This is a genomic window from Bacillus smithii, assembly GCF_001050115.1.
Classification (GTDB): domain Bacteria; phylum Bacillota; class Bacilli; order Bacillales; family DSM-4216; genus Bacillus_O; species Bacillus_O smithii.
In genome coordinates this window covers 735,900-761,709 of sequence record NZ_CP012024.1, presented here as the reverse complement: position 1 = coordinate 761,709, position 25,810 = coordinate 735,900, and the positions used below count along the sequence as shown (strand labels likewise).

Sequence of the window (25,810 nt, the reverse complement as noted above, 5' to 3'; positions counted from 1 at the left end):
TAAAATCAATAACCAACAAATAAATATTCTTCAACATTATTTTTGTTATTTCCAACTTTGTGCCCTTGATTCCCAAACGAATATTTATGACTGATAGATACTACATCAACATTTTTTTTATATTTTTCCATTAATAAAACTATATCTTCTTTTGTTGGTAAAGAATTGGATGAGTATGAAACAATTAATATACTGTTTTTATGAAATTCGAATAGCTTGTCAAAAGCTTTGAAAGCACCATCTAAAGTTTTAAACGGTGTAGGATAACTTTTAAACTTTTTAGTCTTTGTGTGCCATTGCATTTCTACACCTTGCCAATCTCTTAGCAATCCTTCGACAAAATGATATCTCCTTACATATTCATTATCGCTCAAAGGACTATAATATGGAGGGTCAATATAAATCAAATCTGCATGTTTTTTTAAAGTCATTGCATCTCCATGACTGGATATATTTTCTTTTCCATTATCAAACACTGCTCCATTTACTGATTCAACAGCCTCCATAAACTGTTCTCTTAAAGATAACCTTAAATCACGCCTTCCATCATCATAACGGAGACCAGTATAGGTAAAAATTCCTCGTGGCCGCTTTTTTAAGCAGGCACGAACTAACGCTGCATATACAAGTGATTTTTTCATATTGTTTTCTAATTTTTTTATATTAGCTCTAACCAAATCAATAAAAGCGTTGTCTTCATCACTAAAATACAAGTCTTTAAATGTTTCTGATACAAAATTATCAGTTGATGTATCTTCATTTAATATTATTTCTAAATCCTCGTTAGTTAGGGTAACATGATTATTTTCAACTAAAGCTTTGGCAATATTTGCAGAAAAAGCCATATAATCGTTGCTAAATACTTGCTTGTTTTGAGTTTTAAACATATAACTAACTACACCACTACCGCTGAACAAGTCTAAAACACTATCAAATTGAAATTGAGATGCTACTCCCCATATATATTCTATTAGCTTTTCCTTACTACCCATGAACCTAGTTGAAGGAAACTTATTCATTTGCTCAGGTAATTCAATTGGTTCTGCTATTATTTTACTTTCATTTTCTAGGTTCAATTTTGACAAGTACATCCTCTCCTGTTCTCTTTGATGCTTTACTGCTAATATTCCGTTTAGTTTGATGTACACTTATTTCATAATCCTTATACAATTCATGAACTAATGGGTGATTTGAATTTGTCAAAAGAATGTAGCACCCCAGATCCTTTAACCGTTTCACTTCATTAGCCAATTCTCTTTGGTCTTCTATATAAAATTGTTCTTTAGTATAACGTTTAAAATCAGAGTACTTTGATACAGGAATATAAGGTGGGTCTAAAAATATGAAGTCCCCTGGCTCTGCGTATTCTTGAAGCACGTCTTTATAATCACCGTGAATAATTATGGCATTTTTTAATACTTCGCTTGCAGCTTGTAGGTTTTCTTCATCACAAATTTTAGGATTTTTATATTTTCCAAACGGAACATTAAATTCTCCTTTTTTATTCACTCTATATAAACCGTTATAGCATGTTCTATTTAAATACAAAGTTCGGGCAGCTCTCTCAATATTTGTTAATGTTTCAGGGTTTAATGCTCTAATTCTATAATAAAATTCTTCATCATTTTTCATTTCTTTTAACAATTCTATTAACTCATTTACATTCTCTGCGATTATTTTATATAAATTAATCAATTCTGGATTAGAGTCCGAAATAATTGCTCTTTCGGGAGAAAGCTCAAAGAATAAAGCGCCTCCGCCTACAAAAGGTTCTATATATTTATTGTATTTTTTGGGAACGTTAGGTACAAGTACATTAAGCATTTGAGATTTACCGCCTGCCCATTTTAATACTGGCTTTGCTTTAATATATTTCCTAACATCAAATAAAGTCTGTTGCATTTTTTATCATCCTCGTAACATTAATTGTACAATATTACAACTTAAAAAGCCCTATTAAAAGGATATATCTATATGGCATTCTATATAACATTATATCAAGAGAAAAAGAAATACAAATAAACCCATTAATACTATTTGGTACCGTCAAGAATTTTGTGTTATGTAAGATAGATAGGGTATCTCTGAAATGGATTTGGAATGGATAGGGGTTCGATTTCCTCCACACAGGAGACTGAATATTCAGTCTCCTGTGTGGAAAGGGAGAATCCCTTTATTTTGTTCGTTTACAATATTTGGTTAGTTATAACGTTTTTCAAACATTTGTTGAAGGGTTTCATAGGCTTCAGCAAATCCTCGTAATTTTCGTCCTGCCCATTTCTCATTAAAATCTTGGATGGTCAAATACACGACTTTTTCAGCGGCTTCTAAACTACTCAAACTGTTCATCGGCTTTAGACGTTTCCGAATCTCTTTGATCGTTCGTTCAATGGCATTGGTCGTGTAAATCACACTTCGAATACTGCTTGGATAATCCATAAATGTAAGGAGGACATCCAACTCATTGGCCCAAGATTGAACTTCTCTCGGATACTTGTTCGACCATTTCGACTCAAACTGTTGAAACATCTGTAACGCAATCTCCTTATTCGGTGCGCGATAAATCAGTTTGAGATCCTCTGCCACTTCAAATTGATCTTTTTTCCGAACACGATTTAAGGTATTACGTACTTTGTGAACGACACAGCGCTGCACATCGGCTTTCGGATAAACAGCCTTAAAGGCTTCCTCTAGCCCCGGAAGGCCATCAAATACGCCCAGAAGCACTTCCTGTACGCCTCTTTTGTAGAGCTGTTGAAGAATCTCTTGCCATCCATAGGCACTCTCCTGTCCTCCTACGAAAAAATCAAGAATTTCGCGATATCCTTCTTCGTTGACCCCCAACACCACATAAATCACTTCTTTCTCCACGGTATCGCGACGAAGTTTTACATACAATCCGTCTAAATATAAGACAGAATAACGTTTGTTCAGGGGACGTTTGTGCCATTTCTCAATGTCTTCTTTCACGATATCGGTCATACGACTGATCGTTGAAGGAGAATAGGCCTTGCCTAAAATTCGTTCAATAAACTTGCCAATTTCACGCGTACTCATACCACTTTGATACATCTTGATGATGGCTTCCTCGAGCCAGCCCGTATGGCGTTGGTAAGGGGTGAACAGCTGCGTTTGAAATTCCCCCTTTCGGTCTCTTGGAACAGAAAGTCCTTCGATACGACCATACTGCGTGTCTAGGTTTCGATGGTAATAGCCGTTTCTTCTATTCGACGTTCCCTCTTGTTCCATTTCGAGGAAAGTCTGGATTTCTTCCTTCATGATCAGCTCTAATTTTTCCTTTACAAACTCACGAATAACGTTTTCCAGTTGATTCATCCAATCTATATTCGATATACTCTTAGACATAGGTAGGGTACTCCTTTCTCTAGATGATTGGTCAAATCAGAGAATACCCTACCTTTTTCTTTTGGTCTAACTAAATGCTTGACACAAAATTTTATACATCATCTACTATTTGTAGATTTAAAAATAGAAATATAAAATATGAAAGATTGATATTATAGGGAATGAAAAATTTGGAGGTTAGAGGTATTATGAACATCAATTCTCTCAACTCATTGCACAGTTCGAGAAGATTGCTACTCAATTAAAGCGTCAAAATGACCTTCAAAGAGGAAAATTATCAAACGAATTGCCAATGTGCTTGCTAAGTAGGGTGTTTTTAGATGTGTATTTGGAGAGATTAAGTTATGAATGAAGCATTTAAAAAATATAATTTTGGTTTTTGGGTTTGTGGGTTAAATATAGCTTAATTTGTTTGACAATGTATTAACAACCCAACCATTTTCCGTCTTAGTCAGATAGTAATTGTCTTTGTGTCCCCCCTCTTTGACTATAAACTCTTAACTTAAATTTCACACCGATATTTTACGTAAATTTCCTCCCTTCTATATATACGTTCATTTTATCACCATTACATATAGTTTGGCTATCAAATTTTTTATCTTTTAAAAATTTTGTTGCCCTTTTTTCCAGTATAAAATAATTCTCAAACTTCACCCGTCTGATTATTTCCATTTTCCAACAATCCTTATGAGTTATTCACGGGAGAATACTTTTGATGATTATCTTGAATATCTTTAACAAACAAATTTGCATATTTCTTTGTTATTTCCATTGATGCTGACCGCGCAAAGAATGAAGTGGAGCACCACCATTTTCTATACACATTTTGGCAAAAATATTTTAAAAATGTCAACATCGATTGAAAATTCTCGAATTTTAACGAATTGAAATTCTACATTTTGAACGTTTAGTTCAATAACTAGGCAGGATAAAGGCCTGCTTTTTTTCTTGGAGGCGGTAAGAATCGCTTTTGATATTAAAGGCAATGGCGTGGATTAATGGATGATCTAAAATGGCTGTCTCTAATACATCGTCTCCGAATACTTTCCCCCATTTTAAGCGTCTTCTAATAAGTGCTCCAGTTGGTGGGCTGTGTGGAGCCCCAACCAAGCTTTTGTAATCGTTCTATTAACATGTCCTTCATCATACAGTTTCACTTTCTTCCAATGCTGCGTAAGCACAGCGAAAGGACGTTTGTTTTCTTTTGGAGATGGGGTAGAAGATGAAAAGTCGTTGGTCGCCAAACCTTGAACACCTTTTATTTTCTGTCCTTTTTCGTTTGAATGGATCCCCTCATAGTGTTCCATTTGATCTTTTATAAGGAACAAGTTTACTTTTTTGTTGGCTTTGCGCTCTGGAAACTTGTCCTCCTTGAGATACCTTATGAACTGTTTTTCGATCAAACCCTGTTTCTTTGGCAACCCGCTTAAAGTTGTACGCCCTCACTTTGACCAAAAGAGGCTGGAGGATTCGTGCTGGTAACTCTCTAGAAAAGAATAGATTTAATAGAAACCGTCTTCCGCAGGACTTGCATCTGTATCGACATTTTCTCAAAATGAGAAAGCAATATTTTCAAAGACCTTTACATCACGAATCCTTTAAATCCGATAATCATGGACAGAGGAAGTTTCCTTCTGAGAACAGTGGCATTTTTGGACTTTTACAGACGTATAAATATAGATTTCCAAGTGAGTGACTTGATCCTCCACATGAGTGATTTCAACATCTTCATCCTAAGCAGTTTTGTAATAAAATGAGAATGCATTATGAAATCTCCTTTTTTATGTAGTTACCAACTATCATTTTAAAGAGAGATCTTCATCTTCGTAATTGCTTTTATTTTGCCCTAAAAGTCTCTTAACCCCAACATTAGTAATTGAACCAATAACAAAAAAAGTCCTCCACAATACTGTGAAGAACGTTGATATTTCGGTACTATTCACGTTTAAATTACTGTAAAATGCACTGTAACGATGCCGATGGTGGGAGTCGAACCCACACTCCACAAGGGAACACGATTTTGAGTCGTGCGCGTCTGCCAATTCCGCCACATCGGCCTAATGTTTTTATCGTTGTTTTTCAGACAAGTACTATCTTAATACATTTTATATAAAATGTCCATATCTTTTTTTACAAATATAAAAGTGTTTTAAAAACATATCATTTGGCTAGTTGTATAATCAAATGCAACAAGCATAAAAAATGAAAAACCATAGATAAACCACGTATGATTAAGTCGACTAAAACAATATCGATACGGAGGATTTATCTATGGCAATTACTAATTCTACCATAGGAGCTCGGCATTTCAAACACTTAACGGCTTATGACCGTGGGAAAATTGCGGCCTTACACGCTGCTGGTAAGACTCAACAGGAGATTGCAGATTATGTTGGTTGTCACAAAAGCACCATCTCCCGTGAGTTAAGAAGAGGTACAGTGCCACAAAGAAAAAGCAACGGGAAAATTGTTCATGTCTATTTTCCAGACACAGGTCAACTTCTCTATGAGAGAAACAGGAAAGCCTGTGGCCGCAAGCTAAAACTAGACGATGCCATCGAGTTTATTAAGTATGCCGAAACTCAGATCCTTGATAAGAAATGGTCTCCTGATGCGGTATGTGGGAGAGCCAAACGTGATGGGAAATTCAAAGACAAAATGGTTTGCACCAAGACCCTTTATAACTATATTGATCTAGGACTTATAGGCGTTAAAAACATTGACCTACCTATGAAAATTACCCTGAACACCAAGAAAAAACGTAACCGGAAGAATAAGAAGATCTTAGGACGCAGTATCGATGAGCGACCAATTGAAGTCAATGAACGCCAAGAGTTTGGTCACTGGGAAATTGATACGGTTATAGGCAAGAAGACTAAAGATCAGGCCTTATTGACTCTTACTGAGCGCAAAACCCGTAAAGAAATAATTTTGAGAGTGACAGCCAAGGATAGTCTATCCGTTTCAGAAGTCATATCTCAGTTGAAAGTGTCTTATGGTAATCGGTTCTCTAAAGTGTTTAAAACCATTACGGCTGATAACGGTTCTGAATTTGCTGACCTCGGCCTTAGTGTTGAAAAAGATCTAACAGAGGTTTATTTTACACACCCTTACACATCCTGTGAACGAGGAACCAACGAGCGTCATAATGGCCTTATTAGGCGCTTCATACCAAAGGGGAGACCCATTTCCTCTGTGGCAGACGAAACCATTACCTATGTTGAAAATTGGTGTAACCATCTTCCAAGGAAGATCCTCAATTATCGTACACCTGAGGAGTGTTTCCAAATAGAGTTAGCTGGCTTAGCTTCTTAACCTTAAGCCAGCTAACCCAAAGGGTTGGTTTTTAGCAACTTGACAAAGAGCCTCTGCGGGCATGGCTACCAGCCATGAAGCCAGGTATACGGTACTGGCTGGGCCAACCAGGCTACCATGCCCGCCACTCCACGTCAAGTTGCGCAGAGTGTCCCGATTCTACTTAATCATGGGTTATCTGGTCTTTCAATACTTGTTGCATTTAATATTGCAATTTAAGAAACATATCATTTTTTAAGAATGGCTCTTTTGTTATAAAGAATCCCCCTCTATGCAGACTCTTAAGAACATGAAAAATGCCTTTTTGTTAACAGTCTACGTCGGGGGATTCGGCCTATTTCAGAAAGTCGAATGGCTCTTTTGTTTCTCCTTAATTTGGCTGTATTCAATAAGCAGGTTTTTAGCTGTTTCATATAAAAAATAAGCAGCTTTGATAATGGCCTTTTCATCAACAGTAAATGATGGATGATGCCAATCTTCGTTTCCGTTTGACCCGAAAAAGGCAAATGTTCCGGGAATTTGCTGTAAGTAGTAAGAGAAATCTTCTCCGGCCGTTGACGGTTCCGGATCAATGACACGAAGGGATAGATTTTGCGCTGATCGGCGTGCCGTTTCAGTCACCTTTTCATCATTGATGAGCGGAGGCGGTCCAGCAAACCAGCGAATCACAAATTCCTGTGAATAAACCTTCGCAATATGCTCCACCACTGTATAAAAGCGCTCTTTCACTTCTTCACGAATGACGGAATCAAATGTCCGGATTGTGCCATCAAGCGTTACATCCCCCGGAATGACATTCCATGTGCTGCCACCTTCTATTTTTGTCACGCTGACCACTGCGCTTTGAAAAGGTGATACATTCCGACTGACAATCGTTTGCAGAGCGGTAATAAGCTGTGCGGACGCGATAATAGGATCTTTTCCTTTATGCGGCAAGGCTGCATGAGACCCGGTCCCGCGAATGACCACTTGAAATCGATCAACCGCTGCCATCAATGGACCGTTTTTGAGCCCGACCGTCCCTACCGGCAAATCCGGTTTGTTATGAAGACCAATGATTGCATCGACGTTTTCAAGTTGACCGTCTTTGATTACCTTATCTGCACCTGCACCTGATTCCTCAGCCGGCTGAAAGAGAAAACGGATTGTTCCATTTAATTCGGACTGATGCTTTTTTAATAAATAAGCGGCACCAATGGCAGCCGCAGTATGAAAATCATGGCCACACGCATGCATTTTTCCTTTTATTTTGGACGAAAAGGGCAAACCTGTCTTTTCTTCAATTGGAAGTGCATCGATATCCGCGCGTACGGCAATCGTAGGCCCGAGTGTTTTCCCTTTTATGTCCGCAAAAACACCCGTTTTTAGCGAAGTTTCTCTGATGTCAATATCCTCTTCACGAAGCCACTTCTCGATCGATTTTGTCGTTTCAAACTCCTCTTTCGACAACTCCGGATATTGATGCAAATGGCGTCGGATCGCAATTAAGCGGTCTTCCAGACTAGATGGACTCATAAACGGATGCCTCCTTTTTAATATCAAATCGAAAGCACTTAACTAAAATATCATGGTTTTGAAAGTCCTTGGACTTATCTCGTTTAAATCCGAGCCATTCATACAACTGTATGGCTTTTTGCATTTTATCGCTTGAGTGCAAATACAAATTTGCCGCTCCTTTTGATTGCGCGTATCGAATACTCTCTTTCAACAATTTTTGTGCAATTCCATGTCCTCTTGCCTTCGGATGAACCGCCAACAGCCGTACGATCGGAGAAAAGATGTTCAGTTCCGGCCGGTCATACGCCTTTTCCGAGGACTCGAACAGCTGCAGCGTCCCGAGAATATCCTGCCCGCTTCTCGCCACCAAAATCCGATCCACATCCGGATTATCCACAGAAAACGCAATATGGTCTAAATATTCGGCCCAAACATCCGGATCTTGATATTCAGACTCATACTGGCGATAGCTGTCAATTAGAAGCTGACGAACTACTTCTTTTTCCTCAACCAACATGTCACGTATCTGTACATTATGGATCACGTTTACAATCCTTCCCTTCTTATTTAATGTGCTGTTTCCTGAAGCCAGCTGACAGACGTTTCCCCTGAAATCCGCTTTAAAAATTTTCGTGTCCGTTCTTCTTTTGGCTTTGTAAAAATCTCATAGGGCGAGCCTTTTTCTATAATCAATCCGCCATCCATAAACAACACTTGATCCGATACATAGCGGGCGAAATTCATTTCATGTGTCACAATAAGCATGGTAATCCCTTCATCGGCAATATCTTTAATGACAGTCAGCACTTCTCCGACAAGCTCGGGATCAAGCGCCGAAGTCGGTTCATCGAAAAGAATCACTTCCGGATTTAACGCAAGAGCACGAGCAATGCCGACACGTTGCTGCTGACCTCCCGAAAGTTGACTTGGAAAATAATTTAATTTATCCAATAATCCGACTTTTTCAAGCACCTGTTCGCTCCGTTCCCTCGCCTCCTCTTTATTCATTTTTTTAGCCACAATCAGTCCTTCCATTACATTTCCAAGGACTGTTTTATGAGCGAACAAATTATAATGTTGAAAAACCATCGCTGATTGTTTTCTTAATGAAAGAATTTCTTTTTTGTTTGCTTTTACTGCTTCAACCTTTACATCACCTACCTGAACGATTCCTTCATCCGGTTTTTCAAGAAAATTTATGCACCTTAACAGAGTCGTTTTCCCGGAACCGCTTGGACCTAGAATTGTGACGACTTTTCCTTTTTCGATAGTCAAATTTATCCCTTTTAAAACTTCATGATTCCCAAATGCTTTTTTTATACCGTGTAAATAAATCATCGAACCCCTCCCCTAGCATAGGATGTGGCTTTTTTCTCCAATAACAATGAAATCGATTCAACTAGAATTGTAACCACCCAATAAATGATTCCCGCTGCGATGTATGCTTCGAGGAACTTTAAATTATTTGATGCAACAATTTTTGCTGCTCCCGTCAATTCTTTTTCTGAAACTATAAAGGCAATAGAGGTTGTGTGCAAAAAACCGATAAAAATATTAGTAAAATTAGGAATGGATTGCGACAAAGCCTGTGGAAGAATAATGCGAACCATCATTTGAAACGTGCTCATACCAACTGAATACGCTGCTTCAGCCTGGCCTTTCGGAATAGAAATAATGCCTGAGCGAATGACTTCAGATAAGTAGGCGCCGGCACTTAATGAAAGAGCTGTCAGTACAAATACACTAACGGGAATAGATGAAATGGCTAATTTCGGATCTGCCGCTTGGAGGAGCATCGGCAGCCCAAAATAAATGAGCATTATATGCATAATAATTGGAGTTCCTCGTAAAAACGAAACATATCCATTTGCAACAGCAGACAACCCCTTTACTTCATACACGCGAATAAGAGCTACAACCAGTCCAATGAAAAATCCAACAATAATTGGTATGACTGTCAGCATCAAAGTTAGCGGAAGTGCTTTAATAATTTCCTTCAATGCCGTCCATATAAAAGGAATATCAATGACCAATTCCATCCCTCCTTTACACCGTTTTGGCTATACCGAAGAAACTTCCCCGGACTTATGTCGAATTACCCGTTTTTCAAACCAACGGAATATTTTTTCAAGAAGGACAACCACAATGTAATAAACAACTGAAAGTGAAATATATACTTCCAGTGCGTGAGTTGTGGAAGCAATCAATGTTTCTCCTCGACCAACCATATCCATCACACCGATCGTAAAGGCTAAAGATGTATCTTTCAGCGAACTAATAACGGTGTTGGCAATATTCGGGAATGCAATACCAACGGCTTGAGGAACAATGATGCGGAAAAAATTTTGCGACTCACTCATCCCGACAGAATACGCAGCTTCCGTTTGTCCATAATCAACGGCTTGCACGGCTCCTCTAAATATTTCGGAAAAAACGGCGCCATTATTGAATGCATAAGCAACAATGACAGAATATAAAGGATCCACTTTTGACAGATCGATATTGATTAATTGAAATAATGAAGGGATACCGTAAAAAATCAAAAATAGCTGAATTAATATCGGTGTGCCACGAATAAAAGAAACATAGACGACCACCAGCTGCGACAAAATTGGAATGCGGAAAAGCCGCAAGATAGCGGCTATGATTCCTATAATGATTCCAAGTACAATAGAAACGGCTAAAATTTGAAGAGTGACACCCAAATATTGAATAAGCTGTGGTATAAAATCACCGACTAATGTAATGTCAAATGCTTTACCCAATCCTTAAATCCCTCCTTTTATTTCATCGTTCAAATTAAAACCCAACTGAGTAATCCGCTCCCAGCCATTTTTGGCTCAATTTTTTCACAACGCCTTCCTTCTTAAGTTCTCGAAGAGCTTCATCAACACGTTTTTGAAGTTTCGTTTCATCCTTTCTAAATAAGAAATACACTTTCGAGTCGGAAAGGGTATTGCCCACTACTTTTTCTTGTGCATCAGCTGATTTGTTCAAGAAATCAACGGCAAATGGTGTTGAAATGGTCGCATCTGCCCTTCCTGTACGTATTTGGTTGACTGTATCATCTGATCCTTGGCCGGAATACACTATATTAATGCCTGCATTATGATCTTTATTGTATTTTTCTAGAAAAACGGCCGCATTGCTTGTGGCACTTACGACGACTTTTTTACCTCTTAAATCTTTAATCGATTTAATATCGTTATTATCTTTATGAACCACTACTTTTAGAGGGAAAACATTGTAAGGAACTTTGTTAAACAGGAACTTGGCTTTCCTCTCTTTATTTACTTCCATTTCATGGGCAATAAAATCAATTTTTCTTGTTTCAAGACTTAATAATAGATTAGAAAATTCCATCGTTTTAAATTTAAACTGATATTCAGGAAGTTTTTTGTCAATTTCACGAACGAGCTCTACATCATATCCAGTCAATTTTCCGTTTTTATCAAGGAAGCATATATTAGGAAACTGTGTTCCGGTACCAACGATGATGGTTTGTACCCCTTTTTTTGTATCTTTGGAACTCGAATCTGCATTGGCATCAGTTGATGAAACTGCTCCTTCTTTTGGCGAGCAAGCTCCCAGAAAAAATGTAAATAGCAATGTCACAATAAACCAGATCTTTTTCTTCATCCTCTTTCCTCCACTCACCATTTCTGCTCACAATCGGTTCTTAATAATTTTTGCCGAAAAGGGCAGTGTTAGCTCATTTTCTCGCATCGTTTGTTGTAAAAAACGGAAAACACTTGATGAAAGAACACACATCCTTTTTCAACAAATAGCAATCAAAAAGTAATAGATTGCCAACTGTAGTAAGCTAGTTTGATATAAAAAAATTTATATTGTACTCATGAATATGCCGGCACGCTTATAAAGCTTTATCGCAAAGACAGGCGCACATTTATTAATCATCATTAAACAAATTCATTTAGTCGGTTTTAAATCAAAAATGAAACATATGATTACTAATGAGTACTCAATGCTTTTTCAAGATTTGTGATCCCGATTTGCGTGATACCTTCGTACACGTCTCCACGACCGATTTCAACAATTGGTACATGGCGGATACCATATTTAATTTCTAAAATATCACGGAGTTCATCATGATTGGTTACATCCACCGTTTGATAACGAATACCTTTTTCTTCTAAAAATTGTTTTACTTCTTCACAATAACGACATCCTTCTTTTGCCCAAACCACTACTGATAACGCTTTCTCTCCCATTTATCGTTCCTCCCTAGTTAATAAAATGATTTTCTTTTTTGTTTGCATAGCGATTTTCTTTAAACGGCAGTCCTAAGTTTCCTCTTAATGTTTCACTTCTGTACTCCCTGCTGTAGTAGCCGCGTTCTTCCAAAATCGGAATGACGTGCCGGATAAAATCGGTTAAGCCGCTGCCAAGAACAGGCGGGCCAAAAATAAATCCATCCGCTCCATTTCCTTCCACCCAGGCAATCAATTGTTCGGCTACTTGCTCATACGTACCGAAAAAAACGCTTTTCGGTGTCGTAACTTGCAAGGCCACTTCTCGAAGCGTTAAGTTCTTTTCGCGGGCATTTTGCTTAATTTGATCGGTTGTCGACCGGAAGCTATTTTTCCCGACATCGCCTATATCAGGAAACGGCTCATCAAGCGGAAATACACTGAAATCGAAGTGATCAAAGTATCGTCCTAAATAATCGAGAGCTTCTTCAATCGACACAAGGTTTTGAATCGCTTCGTATTTTTCTTCCGCTTCTTCTATAGTTGCACCGACAATCGGATGAATCCCCGGGAAAATGAGAATCTCGTCTCTGCTCCGTCCGTTTGCTTCTGCCCGCAGTTTTACATCCTTATAAAAAGCTTGGGCCTGTTCGAGAGTTTCTGCATTGGTAAAAACAGCATCCGCCTCTTTTGCAGCCAAATTTTTACCGGCTTCAGAAGAACCTGCTTGGAATATGACGGGCTGCCCTTGACTCGAACGTTCAATATTTAACGGTCCTTCGACAGAAAAGAAACGACCTTTATGATTCAATACATGAACCTTATTTCGATCAAAAAACTGTCCGGTTTGCCGATTTCGTATAAAAGCATCGTCTTCCCATGAATCCCACAATCCTTTTACTACTTGCAAAAATTCTGCCGCTATCTCATATCGAAGAGAATGCGATGGATGTTCACCTTTATTGTAGTTCTTTGCAGATCCCTCTAAAGGAGAAGTGACAACATTCCATCCAGCACGCCCCCCGCTGATTTTATCCAGCGATGCTAACTGGCGGGCAACCGTAAATGGCTCACTGTAAGTGGTTGATATCGTACCGACCAGCCCTATTCTCGATGTTACTGACGCGAGAGAAGATAAGATGGTGATGGGTTCAAACCGATTCAAGAAATGAGGAATGGATTTTTCATTTATATATAGTCCATCAGCAACAAAAGCAAAAGAAAATCCGGCTTCTTCAGCTTGTCGAGTAATAGACTTGTAATACTGAAAGTTAACACTGGCATCTTTTGGAACACTTGGATCTTTCCAGGCGTTCATGTGACTTCCCGGGCCGTGCAACATAATCCCCAATTGAATCTGTTTTTTATGAGACATAAGTTTCACCCTCTTCTTCGGTTAAATAATCGTCATTCGAGCCGTTTGGACTTAACAGCTGAAAAGACCGAATCCGTTCTTCTACCTTTTGAACAGGGGAATGCAAAATAAATTCATCCACTTGATAGGATGCATGGAATTTATTTAAGACTTTTTTTACATAGACAGAGGTTCCGGCAATGATATAGCTCGCTTGTTCTTCCACTTCATAAGACTGCTCCGCTTGTTTGCCGAAAGCATGTGCTTGTTCCAATGTAGAAACCGTGACAATACGGCCGCTTTGCAGATGGACTTTATACATTTTTTGATCTTTCGCCAGTTCTTCGGCCTCTTTTTGCGAATCGGCAGCGACTGCTGCAAGGGATAGCAGAAAACGTCCGTCCGGATAGCCGTTGCGATAAACGTGCGCCGATTCTTCCAGCACCTTTACGTCGCCATTAATAAACAAGGCGAATACAAAAGGAATTTGAAGGTCAGCTGCCAGCTGAGCGCTTCTGGGACTGGCCCCGAGTAAAAAAAGGTTGGGTTTTTCCGGCGGTATAGGTGTCGCTTCAATACCGGCGAGCGGATGATCTTCATCCACTGAATTTTCAATTAATTTTTTCAAAAAAAGAAATCTTTCTTCAAAATCTTGTCCGTCATTCACGGTGCCAAACTGCAACGCCTTTGTCGATAACGGCAGGCCGCCCGGAGCCTTCCCGATCCCAAGATCGACTCTTCCGGGAGCAAGAGTAGACAAAACATGAAAATTTTCCGCAACTTTAAAAGGACTATAATGTTGAAGCATGACTCCTCCTGATCCGATGCGAATCGACTTCGTTCTGGCAAGCAAATATGACATTAAAACTTCCGGAGACGACCCCGCTACCTGTTCCGAATGATGATGCTCTGACACCCAGAAGCGCGAGTAACCCCATTCTTCTGCTTTTTGGGCCAGGCGAACGGTTTGCTGCAAGGCGTCAACAGCTGAAGAGCCTTCAAGGATCGGGCTTTGATCTAACAATCCAAGCTGATAACTCATATCCAATTTCCTCCTGTTTTTATTCTTAGTTTACAGGTGTGATTAATTTGTTTTATTTGTTGGTATTTATCCTATCACCGGAAATAGCGAAAAAGCAATACTTCAAGCGATAGAAAGATTTAAGCGATTCATTAATAAAATTTATCAATTTGTTCGAGAGAATGATGAAACAGCATTCTTTTCAAATTGTTCAATCGACAAAAGAATGTCATTCCATAAAAAAGGAGGCTCCGGTCCATAATATGTTCCATGAATATGCTGTTTCAGCATCATCAAATGATCGACATTGACTTCCACCAGCTGGCCTGTTTCCAGTTCATGTTTAACGCATAAATATGGCAGAAATCCGAACCCGTTGCCGCTTTGAATGAGTGATTTTGCCACTTCAAGATGATCCACGTGAAATTCAATTCGCGGTTCCACGTTCGCCACTTCAAAAATTTTGTGTACACGATTCCAGTCGAACGCTCCGCATTCAAAAAAGACCATTGGTTCAAGAGCCAATTGCTGTGCGGATAACTTTGACTGAAACTGAAAAGGATGTCCCGGCTTTACGACAAGCCGTATTGAATTGTCAAGAAGCGGTTGATGCTGCAATGCTTGATGCGACACTTCTTTCATGAACGCCACATCAATCTGCTTTTGGAGCAGCTTATCTACTAGCACCTCGTTAGACGCTGAAATAAATTTAAACCGGAGTTCCGGATGTGCTTTTTTCCAAAGCGGCAGTGCAATGGGGATAAAATATTGAGATGTAATGATATTGGCCCCAATGACTACCTCTTCCTGATCCGCTCTTTTTTTCAATAGTTTTTTTCCTTGCTGAAAAGTGCGGATAATCTGCTCAGCATACGGAATAAACATTTCCCCCTTTTCCGTCAGCTTGATGCCTCTACCCTCCCGTTCAAACAGTTCTGTATCCAATTCTCGTTCCAATGCTTTGATCCGCGCCGTAACCGTTGGCTGTGATAAAAACAAAGCGTTCGCTGCTTTATGAATGCTGTTAAAATGGACGACATACATAAAAGCTTCAATATGATCAATGTTCATCTTCTCCACCCCTTTTTTAATAAAAAATAAAAAGCTCCCGAACATAGATGCATCAGGAGTTATTGAACGTCAATTCTACGGTATTTTGTTTTTTTATTTTAATCATATTATTCCGATTAGTAAAGTATATTTTAAAAAATTCCATAAATAAAGTAAATTCAGTTAATTGAACCGTAAGAGATTCGTGCTTTATTCCAACCTATAAAAGTACCTCCCCCTTTAATACATACGCCTTTGACTCTTTGCTCTTTTTTTTGATTACGAGAACCGATGTTTTGCTGATATCCGTTTCACCAAAAAGCTTAAAATCCTTATCAATTGAGCTTAAAATCTATATTTTAGGAGAAATAAACCTTCATGCGATTACAAAAGCGATTTTTACCGCCTTCTATAATAGAAAAAACAGGCCTTTATCCAACCTGTCATCGAATGAACGTTCAAATTAGGGAATTTCATTTCGTGGCTGAAAAGATTCAACCCCAACATTTAGTATAGAACCGGAATTTTAAGAGACTAAGAAATAAAGCTTTATGTTCACTCATCTAGTCAACTACAAAAAAGGGGGCACTTCGATAAGTGTATTCCAACAATTGACATAGAGCCAAATATAAAAACAAGGGGTTCCACTATGTGGAACCCCTTATCTCTATATTCGATGCCGATGGTGGGAGTCGAACCCACACTCCACAAGGGAACACGATTTTGAGTCGTGCGCGTCTGCCAATTCCGCCACATCGGCTTATTATATGGAGGCGGCAACCGGATTCGAACCGGTGATAAAGGTTTTGCAGACCTCTGCCTTACCACTTGGCTATGCCGCCTTCATTGGAGCGGAAGACGGGACTCGAACCCGCGACCCCCACCTTGGCAAGGTGGTGTTCTACCACTGAACTACTTCCGCGTACTGGGCTAGCTGGATTCGAACCAGCGCATGACGGAGTCAAAGTCCGTTGCCTTACCGCTTGGCTATAGCCCAATGATTCCTTTTAATATGGGGCGACTAGTGGGAATCGAACCCACGAATGTCGGAGCCACAATCCGATGCGTTAACCACTTCGCCATAGCCGCCATTATAATATGGCAGGGGCAGTAGGAATCGAACCCACACCGGAGGTTTTGGAGACCTCTGTTCTACCGTTAAACTATGCCCCTATGAATGGTGGAGGGGGACGGATTCGAACCGCCGAACCCTGAGGGAGCGGATTTACAGTCCGCCGCGTTTAGCCACTTCGCTACCCCTCCACTGATGCCGGCTGTAGGACTTGAACCCACAACCTACTGATTACAAGTCAGTTGCTCTACCAATTGAGCTAAGCCGGCAACATGGTGGCTCGGGACGGAATCGAACCGCCGACACAAGGATTTTCAGTCCTTTGCTCTACCGACTGAGCTACCGAGCCGATGATTTCATGGCGGTCCCGACGGGAATCGAACCCGCGATCTCCTGCGTGACAGGCAGGCGTGATAACCGCTACACTACGGGACCATTGTTTTAAGATATGCTGACACGTTGATTATGTATGAAAGAAATACTATGTCATTCAATTGCGGGGGCAGGATTTGAACCTGCGACCTTCGGGTTATGAGCCCGACGAGCTACCAGACTGCTCCACCCCGCGACGATATAGATGGTGGAGGTTGACGGGATCGAACCGCCGACCCCTTGCTTGTAAGGCAAGTGCTCTCCCAGCTGAGCTAAACCTCCATTGAGGATGACCCGTACGGGATTCGAACCCGTGTTACCGCCGTGAAAGGGCGGTGTCTTAACCACTTGACCAACGGGCCAACTTATAATGGCGGAGAGCAAGGGATTCGAACCCTTGAGACAGCGTTAACCGTCTACACGATTTCCAATCGTGCTCCTTCGACCACTCGGACAGCTCTCCATATGGCTCCGCAGGTAGGATTCGAACCTACGACCGATCGGTTAACAGCCGATTGCTCTACCACTGAGCTACTGCGGAATAATATCGCCTGGCAGCGTCCTACTCTCGCAAGGGGAATCCCCTCACTACCATCGGCGCTGAAGAGCTTAACTTCCGTGTTCGGGATGGGAACGGGTGTGACCTCTTCGCCATCGCCACCAGACGGTCACCATGTATTGTCGGAACGATTGTTCTTTAAATTTCAATAGGAATTTTAAAGAATTTATAGGTCTTTTTATAAAGCGTTATCAAGATATCTTCCTTCAAAACTAGATAGAAGAAGCAGTTTCACCGATTTCGCGCTTTCTTTTGGTTAAGTCCTCGATCGATTAGTATCCGTCAGCTCCACGTGTCACCACGCTTCCACCTCGGACCTATCTACCTGATCATCTTTCAGGGATCTTACTTTCCGAAGAAATGGGAAATCTCATCTTGAGGGGGGCTTCATGCTTAGATGCTTTCAGCACTTATCCCTTCCGCACATAGCTACCCAGCGATGCCTCTGGCGAGACAACTGGTACACCAGCGGTGCGTCCATCCCGGTCCTCTCGTACTAAGGACAGCTCCTCTCAAATTTCCTGCGCCCGCGACGGATAGGGACCGAACTGTCTCACGACGTTCTGAACCCAGCTCGCGTACCGCTTTAATGGGCGAACAGCCCAACCCTTGGGACCGACTACAGCCCCAGGATGCGATGAGCCGACATCGAGGTGCCAAACCTCCCCGTCGATGTGGACTCTTGGGGGAGATAAGCCTGTTATCCCCGGGGTAGCTTTTATCCGTTGAGCGATGGCCCTTCCATACGGAACCACCGGATCACTAAGCCCGACTTTCGTCCCTGCTCGACTTGTAGGTCTCGCAGTCAAGCTCCCTTCTGCCTTTGCACTCTGCGAATGATTTCCAACCATTCTGAGGGAACCTTTGGGCGCCTCCGTTACCTTTTAGGAGGCGACCGCCCCAGTCAAACTGCCCACCTGACACTGTCTCCCACCCCGATCAGGGGTGCGGGTTAGAATTTCAGTACAGCCAGGGTAGTATCCCACCGGCGCCTCCACCGAAGCTGGCGCTCCGGTTTCCAAGGCTCCTACCTATCCTGTACAAGCTGTACCAAAATTCAATATCAGGCTGCAGTAAAGCTCCACGGGGTCTTTCCGTCCTGTCGCGGGTAACCTGCATCTTCACAGGTACTATAATTTCACCGAGTCTCTCGTTGAGACAGTGCCCAGATCGTTACGCCTTTCGTGCGGGTCAGAACTTACCTGACAAGGAATTTCGCTACCTTAGGACCGTTATAGTTACGGCCGCCGTTTACTGGGGCTTCGGTTCGCACCTTCAAGCAAAGCTTTAAGCGCTCCCCTTAACCTTCCAGCACCGGGCAGGCGTCAGCCCCTATACTTCGCCTTACGGCTTCGCAGAGACCTGTGTTTTTGCTAAACAGTCGCCTGGGCCTATTCACTGCGGCTTCTCGGGGCTATGCACCCCAAAAAGCACCCCTTCTCCCGAAGTTACGGGGTCATTTTGCCGAGTTCCTTAACGAGAGTTCTCTCGCACACCTTAGGATTCTCTCCTCGCCTACCTGTGTCGGTTTGCGGTACGGGCACCTTTTTCCTCGCTAGAGGCTTTTCTTGGCAGTGTGGAATCAGGAACTTCGGTACTATATTTCCCTCGCCGTCACAGCTTGAGGTTAGTGGCAACGGGATTTGCCTCGCTGCCCCTCTTACTGCTTGGACGCACATCCAGCAGTGCGCTTACCCTATCCTCCTGCGTCCCCCCATCGCTCAAACGGAAAAGAGGTGGTACAGGAATATCAACCTGTTGTCCATCGCCTACGCCTGTCGGCCTCGGCTTAGGTCCCGACTAACCCTGAGAGGACGAGCCTTCCTCAGGAAACCTTAGGCATTCGGTGGAAGGGATTCTCACCCTTCTTTCGCTACTCATACCGGCATTCTCACTTCTAAGCGCTCCACCAGTCCTTCCGGTCTGGCTTCTCTGCCCTTAGAACGCTCTCCTACCGCGGACACCCGAAGGTGTCCACCCGCAGCTTCGGTGATACGTTTAGCCCCGGTACATTTTCGGCGCAGAATCACTCGACCAGTGAGCTATTACGCACTCTTTAAATGGTGGCTGCTTCTAAGCCAACATCCTGGTTGTCTAAGCAATTCCACATCCTTTTCCACTTAACGTATACTTTGGGACCTTAGCTGGCGGTCTGGGCTGTTTCCCTTTTGACCACGGATCTTATCACTCGCAGTCTGACTCCCAAGGATAAGTCGCTGGCATTCGGAGTTTGTCTGAATTCGGTAACCCGATGAGGGCCCCTAGTCCAAACAGTGCTCTACCTCCAAGACTCTTTCCTTGAGGCTAGCCCTAAAGCTATTTCGGAGAGAACCAGCTATCTCCAAGTTCGATTGGAATTTCACCCCTACCCACACCTCATCCCCGCACTTTTCAACGTGCGTGGGTTCGGGCCTCCAGTAAGTGTTACCTCACCTTCACCCTGGACATGGGTAGATCACCTGGTTTCGGGTCTGCGACCCCATACTCATGCGCCCTGTTCAGACTCGCTTTCGCTGCGGCTCCGTCTTTCCGACTTAACCTCGCATGAGATCGCAACTCGCCGGTTCATTCTACAAAAGGCACGCCATCACCCGTAAACGGGCTCTGACTACTTGTAGGCACACGGTTTCAGGTTCTCTTTCACTCCCCTCCCGGGGTGCTTTTCACCTTTCCCTCACGGTACTGGTTCACTATCGGTCACTAGGGAGTATTTAGCCTTGGGAGATGGTCCTCCCAGCTTCCGACGGGATTCCTCGTGTCCCGCCGTACTCAGGATCCACCAGGGAGGGAACGAAGTTTCGACTACAGGGTTGTTACCTTCTCTGACGGGCCTTTCCAGACCTCTTCGTCTACCTCGTTCCTTTGTGACTCCACCATTGGTGTCCTACAACCCCAGAAGGCAAGCCTTCTGGTTTGGGCTGTTCCCGTTTCGCTCGCCGCTACTCAGGGAATCGCTGTTGCTTTCTCTTCCTCCGGGTACTTAGATGTTTCAGTTCCCCGGGTTGCCTTCCTTACCCTATGGATTCAGGCAAGGATGCTGCCCCATTACGGGCAGCGGGTTTCCCCATTCGGAAATCTCCGGATCAACGCTTACGTACAGCTCCCCGGAGCTTTTCGGAGTTAGTCCCGTCCTTCATCGGCTCCTAGTGCCAAGGCATCCACCGTGCGCCCTTTCTAACTTAACCATGTTGGTTTTATCCTAGATGGCGATACTCGGTTTATGCTGCTTCTTTTTTCTATCTAGTTTTCAAGGAACAACTTGGAAGGATGAAATCCTTCAAAACTGAACAAAACGAAAGCGTACAATTGATATCTGTCCAGCTCCGGCTCCTAGGTGCTCGAGGTCACAATCCATCTTGCTGCGGTGGTTGAAATACTACCTCCTCGCAAGCTGTCTTGTGCTTGTCGCACCTGAACAGTCGCCTCTGCTTTTCTTCTTCCTTAGAAAGGAGGTGATCCAGCCGCACCTTCCGATACGGCTACCTTGTTACGACTTCACCCCAATCATCTGCCCCACCTTCGGCGGCTGGCTCCCGTAAGGGTTACCTCACCGACTTCGGGTGTTGCAAACTCTCGTGGTGTGACGGGCGGTGTGTACAAGGCCCGGGAACGTATTCACCGCGGCATGCTGATCCGCGATTACTAGCGATTCCGGCTTCATGCAGGCGAGTTGCAGCCTGCAATCCGAACTGAGAATGGTTTTTTGGGATTAGCTCCACCTCGCGGTTTCGCGACCCTTTGTACCATCCATTGTAGCACGTGTGTAGCCCAGGTCATAAGGGGCATGATGATTTGACGTCATCCCCACCTTCCTCCGGTTTGTCACCGGCAGTCACCTTAGAGTGCCCAACTGAATGCTGGCAACTAAGGTCAAGGGTTGCGCTCGTTGCGGGACTTAACCCAACATCTCACGACACGAGCTGACGACAACCATGCACCACCTGTCACTCCGTCCCCCGAAGGGGAACCCTCTATCTCTAGAGGTAGCGAAGGATGTCAAGACCTGGTAAGGTTCTTCGCGTTGCTTCGAATTAAACCACATGCTCCACCGCTTGTGCGGGCCCCCGTCAATTCCTTTGAGTTTCAGCCTTGCGGCCGTACTCCCCAGGCGGAGTGCTTAATGCGTTAGCTGCAGCACTAAAGGGTGGAAGCCCTCTAACACTTAGCACTCATCGTTTACGGCGTGGACTACCAGGGTATCTAATCCTGTTCGCTCCCCACGCTTTCGCGCCTCAGCGTCAGTTACAGACCAGAGAGCCGCCTTCGCCACTGGTGTTCCTCCACATCTCTACGCATTTCACCGCTACACGTGGAATTCCGCTCTCCTCTTCTGCACTCAAGTCTCCCAGTTTCCAATGACCCTCCACGGTTGAGCCGTGGGCTTTCACATCAGACTTAAGAGACCGCCTGCGCGCGCTTTACGCCCAATAATTCCGGACAACGCTTGCCACCTACGTATTACCGCGGCTGCTGGCACGTAGTTAGCCGTGGCTTTCTGGTCAGGTACCGTCAAGGTACCGCCCTGTTCGAACGGTACTTGTTCTTCCCTGACAACAGAGCTTTACGATCCGAAGACCTTCTTCGCTCACGCGGCGTTGCTCCGTCAGACTTTCGTCCATTGCGGAAGATTCCCTACTGCTGCCTCCCGTAGGAGTCTGGGCCGTGTCTCAGTCCCAGTGTGGCCGATCACCCTCTCAGGTCGGCTACGCATCGTCGCCTTGGTGAGCCGTTACCTCACCAACTAGCTAATGCGCCGCGGGCCCATCTGCAAGCGGCAGCTTGCGCCGCCTTTCAACCTTCCTTCATGCGAAGGAAGATATTATCCGGTATTAGCCCCGGTTTCCCGGAGTTATCCCCGTCTTGCAGGCAGGTTGCCCACGTGTTACTCACCCGTCCGCCGCTAACTTTCAAAAAGCAAGCTTCTTGAAAGTCCGCTCGACTTGCATGTATTAGGCACGCCGCCAGCGTTCGTCCTGAGCCAGGATCAAACTCTCCAAAAAGAAATTTGACTTGGCTTGTTTCGATTGAAACATTGGTTTACGCTTCGTTTTGTTCAGTTTTCAAGGACCCATCTAATGATAGCGACTTTTCAATAATATCATACAACTAAAGTCACTGTCAATATTTTTTTGAGCCGTTGCTGTTTTCAATCACATCCAGCAGCGACGTTTATTACTATAACAAGAAAACATAATTACGTCAATCACTTTTTTTGTTTTTATGAAAAAATTTTATAGAAGGCTAGTTGTATAATCAAATGCAACAAGCATAAAAAATGAAAAACCATAGATAAACCACGTATGATTAAGTCGACTAAAACAATATCGATACGGAGGATTTATCTATGGCAATTACTAATTCTACCATAGGAGCTCGGCATTTCAAACACTTAACGGCTTATGACCGTGGGAAAATTGCGGCCTTACACGCTGCTGGTAAGACTCAACAGGAGATTGCAGATTATGTTGGTTGTCACAAAAGCACCATCTCCCGTGAGTTAAGAAGAGGTACAGTGCCACAAAGAAAAAGCAACGGGAAAATTGTTCATGTCTATTTTCCAGACACAGGTCAACTTCTCTATGAGAGAAACAGGAAAGCCTGTGGCCGCAAGCTAAAACTAGACGATGCCATCGAGTTTATTAAGTATGCCGAAACTCAGATCCTTGATAAGAAATGGTCTCCTGATGCGGTATGTGGGAGAGCCAAACGTGATGGGAAATTCAAAGACAAAATGGTTTGCACCAAGACCCTTTATAACTATATTGATCTAGGACTTATAGGCGTTAAAAACATTGACCTACCTATGAAAATTACCCTGAACACCAAGAAAAAACGTAACCGGAAGAATAAGAAGATCTTAGGACGCAGTATCGATGAGCGACCAATTGAAGTCAATGAACGCCAAGAGTTTGGTCACTGGGAAATTGATACGGTTATAGGCAAGAAGACTAAAGATCAGGCCTTATTGACTCTTACTGAGCGCAAAACCCGTAAAGAAATAATTTTGAGAGTGACAGCCAAGGATAGTCTATCCGTTTCAGAAGTCATATCTCAGTTGAAAGTGTCTTATGGTAATCGGTTCTCTAAAGTGTTTAAAACCATTACGGCTGATAACGGTTCTGAATTTGCTGACCTCGGCCTTAGTGTTGAAAAAGATCTAACAGAGGTTTATTTTACACACCCTTACACATCCTGTGAACGAGGAACCAACGAGCGTCATAATGGCCTTATTAGGCGCTTCATACCAAAGGGGAGACCCATTTCCTCTGTGGCAGACGAAACCATTACCTATGTTGAAAATTGGTGTAACCATCTTCCAAGGAAGATCCTCAATTATCGTACACCTGAGGAGTGTTTCCAAATAGAGTTAGCTGGCTTAGCTTCTTAACCTTAAGCCAGCTAACCCAAAGGGTTGGTTTTTAGCAACTTGACAAAGAGCCTCTGCGGGCATGGCTACCAGCCATGAAGCCAGGTATACGGTACTGGCTGGGCCAACCAGGCTACCATGCCCGCCACTCCACGTCAAGTTGCGCAGAGTGTCCCGATTCTACTTAATCATGGGTTATCTGGTCTTTCAATACTTGTTGCATTTAATATTGCAATTTAAGAAATTTTATAGAATCGATGATAAATATGAATTCCTTTCGTTTCTGCCTGAACAATCCGCACATAATTTTGATGAATTAAATACTCCAAGAGGGTTTCCAAATCGATAGCGTAATATTTTACTTCCGGATGGTTTATCAAATCATCAATAGACCAGTAGTCTTTTTTTCTTAAAACATTTAGAAAATGAGAAACACCGGATTCCGTATGCGAATGAATAAGAAATTCACTCGCCAAGAAAAGAAGTTCCAACCGTTTTTCTATATTTTCGTTGCTGGTCAGCAGTTCTTCGTATAGTTTGTAAATTTCAGGATTCAATTGTTTCACTTGATCCCACATTGTCTGCTCCGGTTGAAATCCTTTTTCGATGATCGTCAAGCATGCTAAATGATAAAGAGAGCGGGAAATATGATGATATGCATCCATGTAATGCCCGTTATGAAAAAATGCTTTTCCATCTGTGTAGGACTTGATAATCTTTGAAAATTCAATCGCCATTTTCAAATTTCTTTCATTGGCAGAAGGTTCTCGCAACTCATTTTTCAATCGATGAACATAGTCGTTCCGGTCAAACACAATTTTCCCATCGGAAAGCCAGTTCAATATTTTTCGATTCGTTCCTAAAAGAAGCCATTCCTTCAACTGCTCTTCGTCCACAATATAGAGAGCGGCTTTCTTATCTTGATATGCATAATGTTTAACCAGCAAATTTTTTTCGACTTCTTTTGCAATTACTAATAAAATGTTGTCAAATGTTTCTTCTTGATAATTCCATCCTTCTCTTTTTTCGATGGATAAAATGCCAAGCGTATTTTTTGAGCTCGCTCTCTCTTGATAAATGGGCCGAAGGATATCCTCCATAAAAAATTCCTCCATTAAATTTTTTCATTCTACCAATTTCGACAAAAACTGCTGATTTTCCTTCTATTCCTTTTAAAACATTAACCGACTTCAAAGCGTAAAGTATGATATAGTTACGTTAGGAGGGGATGGGATGGCCAAAAATTATAAAAGTAAGATTAACCGTATTCGAACTTTTGCACTTTCGTTAATTTTTATCGGTTTTTTGATAATGTACATAGGTTTATTTTTTCGAAATCATCCATTGATCATGACGATTTTTATGATGCTGGGATTTTTAAGCATTATGGCGAGTGTCGTTGTGTATTTTTGGATTGGAATGCTTTCGACAAGGGCGGTTGTGGTGGTTTGTCCAAACTGTAGAAAACAAACAAAAATGCTTGGCAGAGTAGATATGTGCATGTATTGCCGAGAGCCCCTTACGCTCGATCCTTCTTTGGAGGGCAAAGAGTTTAATGAGGAGTACAATCGAAAAAAACGAAATAAATAGCAAAAAAAGAATTGTTCCTTTTTAGAACAATTCTTT

At 42.4% G+C, this 25,810-nt stretch carries 19 protein-coding genes, 16 tRNA genes and 3 rRNA genes; 3 read left to right on the top strand and 35 right to left on the bottom strand.

The features are described from left to right. Positions 1–5: 5 nt before the first annotated feature. The 6 genes from BSM4216_RS16965 to BSM4216_RS03585 form a co-directional block, all read right to left on the bottom strand. Positions 6–1,085, bottom strand: a complete 1,080-nt coding sequence (locus BSM4216_RS16965) for a DNA adenine methylase (RefSeq protein ID WP_218016367.1) — start codon at positions 1,083–1,085, stop codon at positions 6–8. Continuing rightward, complete coding sequence (locus tag BSM4216_RS16960) at positions 1,060–1,902, bottom strand: DNA adenine methylase (protein WP_218016366.1); 843 nt, start codon at positions 1,900–1,902, stop codon at positions 1,060–1,062. Before BSM4216_RS16960 ends, BSM4216_RS16965 begins: the two co-directional genes overlap by 26 nt. 297 nt (positions 1,903–2,199) lie before the next feature. Further along, complete coding sequence (locus BSM4216_RS03595) at positions 2,200–3,366, bottom strand: IS256 family transposase (protein WP_048622577.1); 1,167 nt, start codon at positions 3,364–3,366, stop codon at positions 2,200–2,202. 912 nt (positions 3,367–4,278) lie between these two features. Then, positions 4,279–4,476 carry an ATP-binding protein gene (locus tag BSM4216_RS17025; RefSeq protein ID WP_244878039.1) on the bottom strand — a complete coding sequence of 66 codons (198 nt, stop codon included), beginning with the start codon at positions 4,474–4,476 and terminating at the stop codon, positions 4,279–4,281. Beyond that, positions 4,422–4,610, bottom strand: a complete 189-nt coding sequence (locus tag BSM4216_RS16650; protein ID WP_156179213.1) for a hypothetical protein — start codon at positions 4,608–4,610, stop codon at positions 4,422–4,424. Before BSM4216_RS16650 ends, BSM4216_RS17025 begins: the two co-directional genes overlap by 55 nt. A 730-nt stretch (positions 4,611–5,340) precedes the next feature. Further along, positions 5,341–5,423 (bottom strand) — tRNA-Leu (locus BSM4216_RS03585). Between the two features lie 214 nt (positions 5,424–5,637). On the opposite strand from BSM4216_RS03585, the gene BSM4216_RS03580 reads away from it, so the two are divergent. Further along, on the top strand, positions 5,638–6,681 hold the full coding sequence (locus tag BSM4216_RS03580; RefSeq protein WP_048622401.1) for an IS30 family transposase: 1,044 nt from the start codon (positions 5,638–5,640) through the stop codon (positions 6,679–6,681). A gap of 339 nt (positions 6,682–7,020) precedes the next feature. On the opposite strand, the gene BSM4216_RS03575 is transcribed toward BSM4216_RS03580, so the two are convergent. The 28 genes from BSM4216_RS03575 to BSM4216_RS03440 all read right to left on the bottom strand — a co-directional run bounded on the left by BSM4216_RS03575 (position 7,021) and on the right by BSM4216_RS03440 (position 22,817). Further along, positions 7,021–8,196 carry an amidohydrolase gene (locus tag BSM4216_RS03575; protein ID WP_048622755.1) on the bottom strand — a complete coding sequence of 392 codons (1,176 nt, stop codon included), beginning with the start codon at positions 8,194–8,196 and terminating at the stop codon, positions 7,021–7,023. Continuing rightward, positions 8,183–8,722 (bottom strand): GNAT family N-acetyltransferase, encoded by a 540-nt coding sequence (locus BSM4216_RS03570; protein ID WP_156179211.1) that lies wholly within the window; start codon positions 8,720–8,722, stop codon positions 8,183–8,185. Before BSM4216_RS03570 ends, BSM4216_RS03575 begins: the two co-directional genes overlap by 14 nt. 23 nt (positions 8,723–8,745) lie before the next feature. Continuing rightward, on the bottom strand, positions 8,746–9,516 hold the full coding sequence (locus BSM4216_RS03565) for an amino acid ABC transporter ATP-binding protein (protein ID WP_048622754.1): 771 nt from the start codon (positions 9,514–9,516) through the stop codon (positions 8,746–8,748). After that, the gene (locus BSM4216_RS03560) at positions 9,513–10,211 is read right to left on the bottom strand and encodes an amino acid ABC transporter permease (RefSeq protein WP_048622753.1); all 699 of its coding nucleotides are present in this window, start codon (positions 10,209–10,211) and stop codon (positions 9,513–9,515) included. Before BSM4216_RS03560 ends, BSM4216_RS03565 begins: the two co-directional genes overlap by 4 nt. Before the next feature lie 27 nt (positions 10,212–10,238). Beyond that, positions 10,239–10,943, bottom strand: coding sequence for an amino acid ABC transporter permease (locus tag BSM4216_RS03555; RefSeq protein ID WP_048622752.1), 705 nt, complete (start codon positions 10,941–10,943; stop codon positions 10,239–10,241). Between the two features lie 34 nt (positions 10,944–10,977). Further along, positions 10,978–11,817 (bottom strand): amino acid ABC transporter substrate-binding protein, encoded by an 840-nt coding sequence (locus BSM4216_RS03550; protein WP_048622751.1) that lies wholly within the window; start codon positions 11,815–11,817, stop codon positions 10,978–10,980. Positions 11,818–12,149: 332 nt separating this feature from the next. Next, positions 12,150–12,410, bottom strand: a complete 261-nt coding sequence (locus tag BSM4216_RS03545) for a glutaredoxin family protein (protein ID WP_048622750.1) — start codon at positions 12,408–12,410, stop codon at positions 12,150–12,152. Positions 12,411–12,423: 13 nt separating this feature from the next. Next, positions 12,424–13,764, bottom strand: coding sequence for an LLM class flavin-dependent oxidoreductase (locus tag BSM4216_RS03540; RefSeq protein ID WP_048622749.1), 1,341 nt, complete (start codon positions 13,762–13,764; stop codon positions 12,424–12,426). Further along, entirely contained in the window at positions 13,754–14,785 is a 1,032-nt protein-coding gene (locus tag BSM4216_RS03535) for an LLM class flavin-dependent oxidoreductase (RefSeq protein ID WP_048622748.1), read from the bottom strand. Before BSM4216_RS03535 ends, BSM4216_RS03540 begins: the two co-directional genes overlap by 11 nt. A gap of 144 nt (positions 14,786–14,929) precedes the next feature. Next, a complete protein-coding gene (locus tag BSM4216_RS03530; RefSeq protein WP_048622747.1) occupies positions 14,930–15,835 on the bottom strand; it encodes a LysR family transcriptional regulator in 906 nt (301 codons plus the stop codon). Between the two features lie 656 nt (positions 15,836–16,491). Beyond that, positions 16,492–16,574 (bottom strand) — tRNA-Leu (locus BSM4216_RS03525). A gap of 8 nt (positions 16,575–16,582) precedes the next feature. Then, positions 16,583–16,656: transfer RNA gene (locus BSM4216_RS03520), tRNA-Cys, on the bottom strand. Positions 16,657–16,661: 5 nt separating this feature from the next. Then, positions 16,662–16,736: transfer RNA gene (locus tag BSM4216_RS03515), tRNA-Gly, on the bottom strand. Positions 16,737–16,739: 3 nt separating this feature from the next. Next, positions 16,740–16,811 (bottom strand) — tRNA-Gln (locus BSM4216_RS03510). Between the two features lie 16 nt (positions 16,812–16,827). Then, positions 16,828–16,903 (bottom strand) — tRNA-His (locus BSM4216_RS03505). Between the two features lie 10 nt (positions 16,904–16,913). Further along, positions 16,914–16,987, bottom strand: a tRNA-Trp gene (locus BSM4216_RS03500). Positions 16,988–16,992: 5 nt separating this feature from the next. Continuing rightward, positions 16,993–17,077: transfer RNA gene (locus BSM4216_RS03495), tRNA-Tyr, on the bottom strand. A gap of 5 nt (positions 17,078–17,082) precedes the next feature. After that, positions 17,083–17,155: transfer RNA gene (locus BSM4216_RS03490), tRNA-Thr, on the bottom strand. A 4-nt stretch (positions 17,156–17,159) separates the two neighbouring features. Beyond that, positions 17,160–17,235 (bottom strand) — tRNA-Phe (locus tag BSM4216_RS03485). Between the two features lie 10 nt (positions 17,236–17,245). After that, positions 17,246–17,321 (bottom strand) — tRNA-Asp (locus tag BSM4216_RS03480). Between the two features lie 59 nt (positions 17,322–17,380). Next, positions 17,381–17,454: transfer RNA gene (locus BSM4216_RS03475), tRNA-Met, on the bottom strand. 10 nt (positions 17,455–17,464) lie between these two features. Beyond that, positions 17,465–17,540 (bottom strand) — tRNA-Val (locus BSM4216_RS03470). A gap of 8 nt (positions 17,541–17,548) precedes the next feature. Further along, positions 17,549–17,620 (bottom strand) — tRNA-Glu (locus BSM4216_RS03465). A 9-nt stretch (positions 17,621–17,629) separates the two neighbouring features. Continuing rightward, positions 17,630–17,721 (bottom strand) — tRNA-Ser (locus BSM4216_RS03460). A 3-nt stretch (positions 17,722–17,724) separates the two neighbouring features. Then, a tRNA-Asn gene (locus tag BSM4216_RS03455) sits at positions 17,725–17,799 on the bottom strand. A gap of 8 nt (positions 17,800–17,807) precedes the next feature. Continuing rightward, positions 17,808–17,923 (bottom strand): 5S ribosomal RNA (rrf, locus tag BSM4216_RS03450). A gap of 146 nt (positions 17,924–18,069) precedes the next feature. Next, positions 18,070–21,002 (bottom strand): 23S ribosomal RNA (locus BSM4216_RS03445). 260 nt (positions 21,003–21,262) lie between these two features. Next, a 16S ribosomal RNA gene (locus BSM4216_RS03440) occupies positions 21,263–22,817 on the bottom strand. The 16S, 23S and 5S rRNA genes sit together here with 15 tRNA genes alongside, the layout of an rRNA operon. Positions 22,818–23,161: 344 nt before the next feature. Between BSM4216_RS03440 and BSM4216_RS03435 the strand changes: the two genes are divergently transcribed. Next, positions 23,162–24,205, top strand: coding sequence for an IS30 family transposase (locus BSM4216_RS03435; protein ID WP_048622401.1), 1,044 nt, complete (start codon positions 23,162–23,164; stop codon positions 24,203–24,205). Between the two features lie 215 nt (positions 24,206–24,420). Here BSM4216_RS03435 and BSM4216_RS03430 read toward each other — a convergent pair whose 3' ends face one another. After that, positions 24,421–25,284, bottom strand: a complete 864-nt coding sequence (locus tag BSM4216_RS03430) for a nucleotidyltransferase-like protein (protein ID WP_048622746.1) — start codon at positions 25,282–25,284, stop codon at positions 24,421–24,423. A 133-nt stretch (positions 25,285–25,417) separates the two neighbouring features. On the opposite strand from BSM4216_RS03430, the gene BSM4216_RS03425 reads away from it, so the two are divergent. Beyond that, positions 25,418–25,774, top strand: coding sequence for a YgzB family protein (locus BSM4216_RS03425; protein WP_003353819.1), 357 nt, complete (start codon positions 25,418–25,420; stop codon positions 25,772–25,774). Positions 25,775–25,810: the final 36 nt, after the last annotated feature.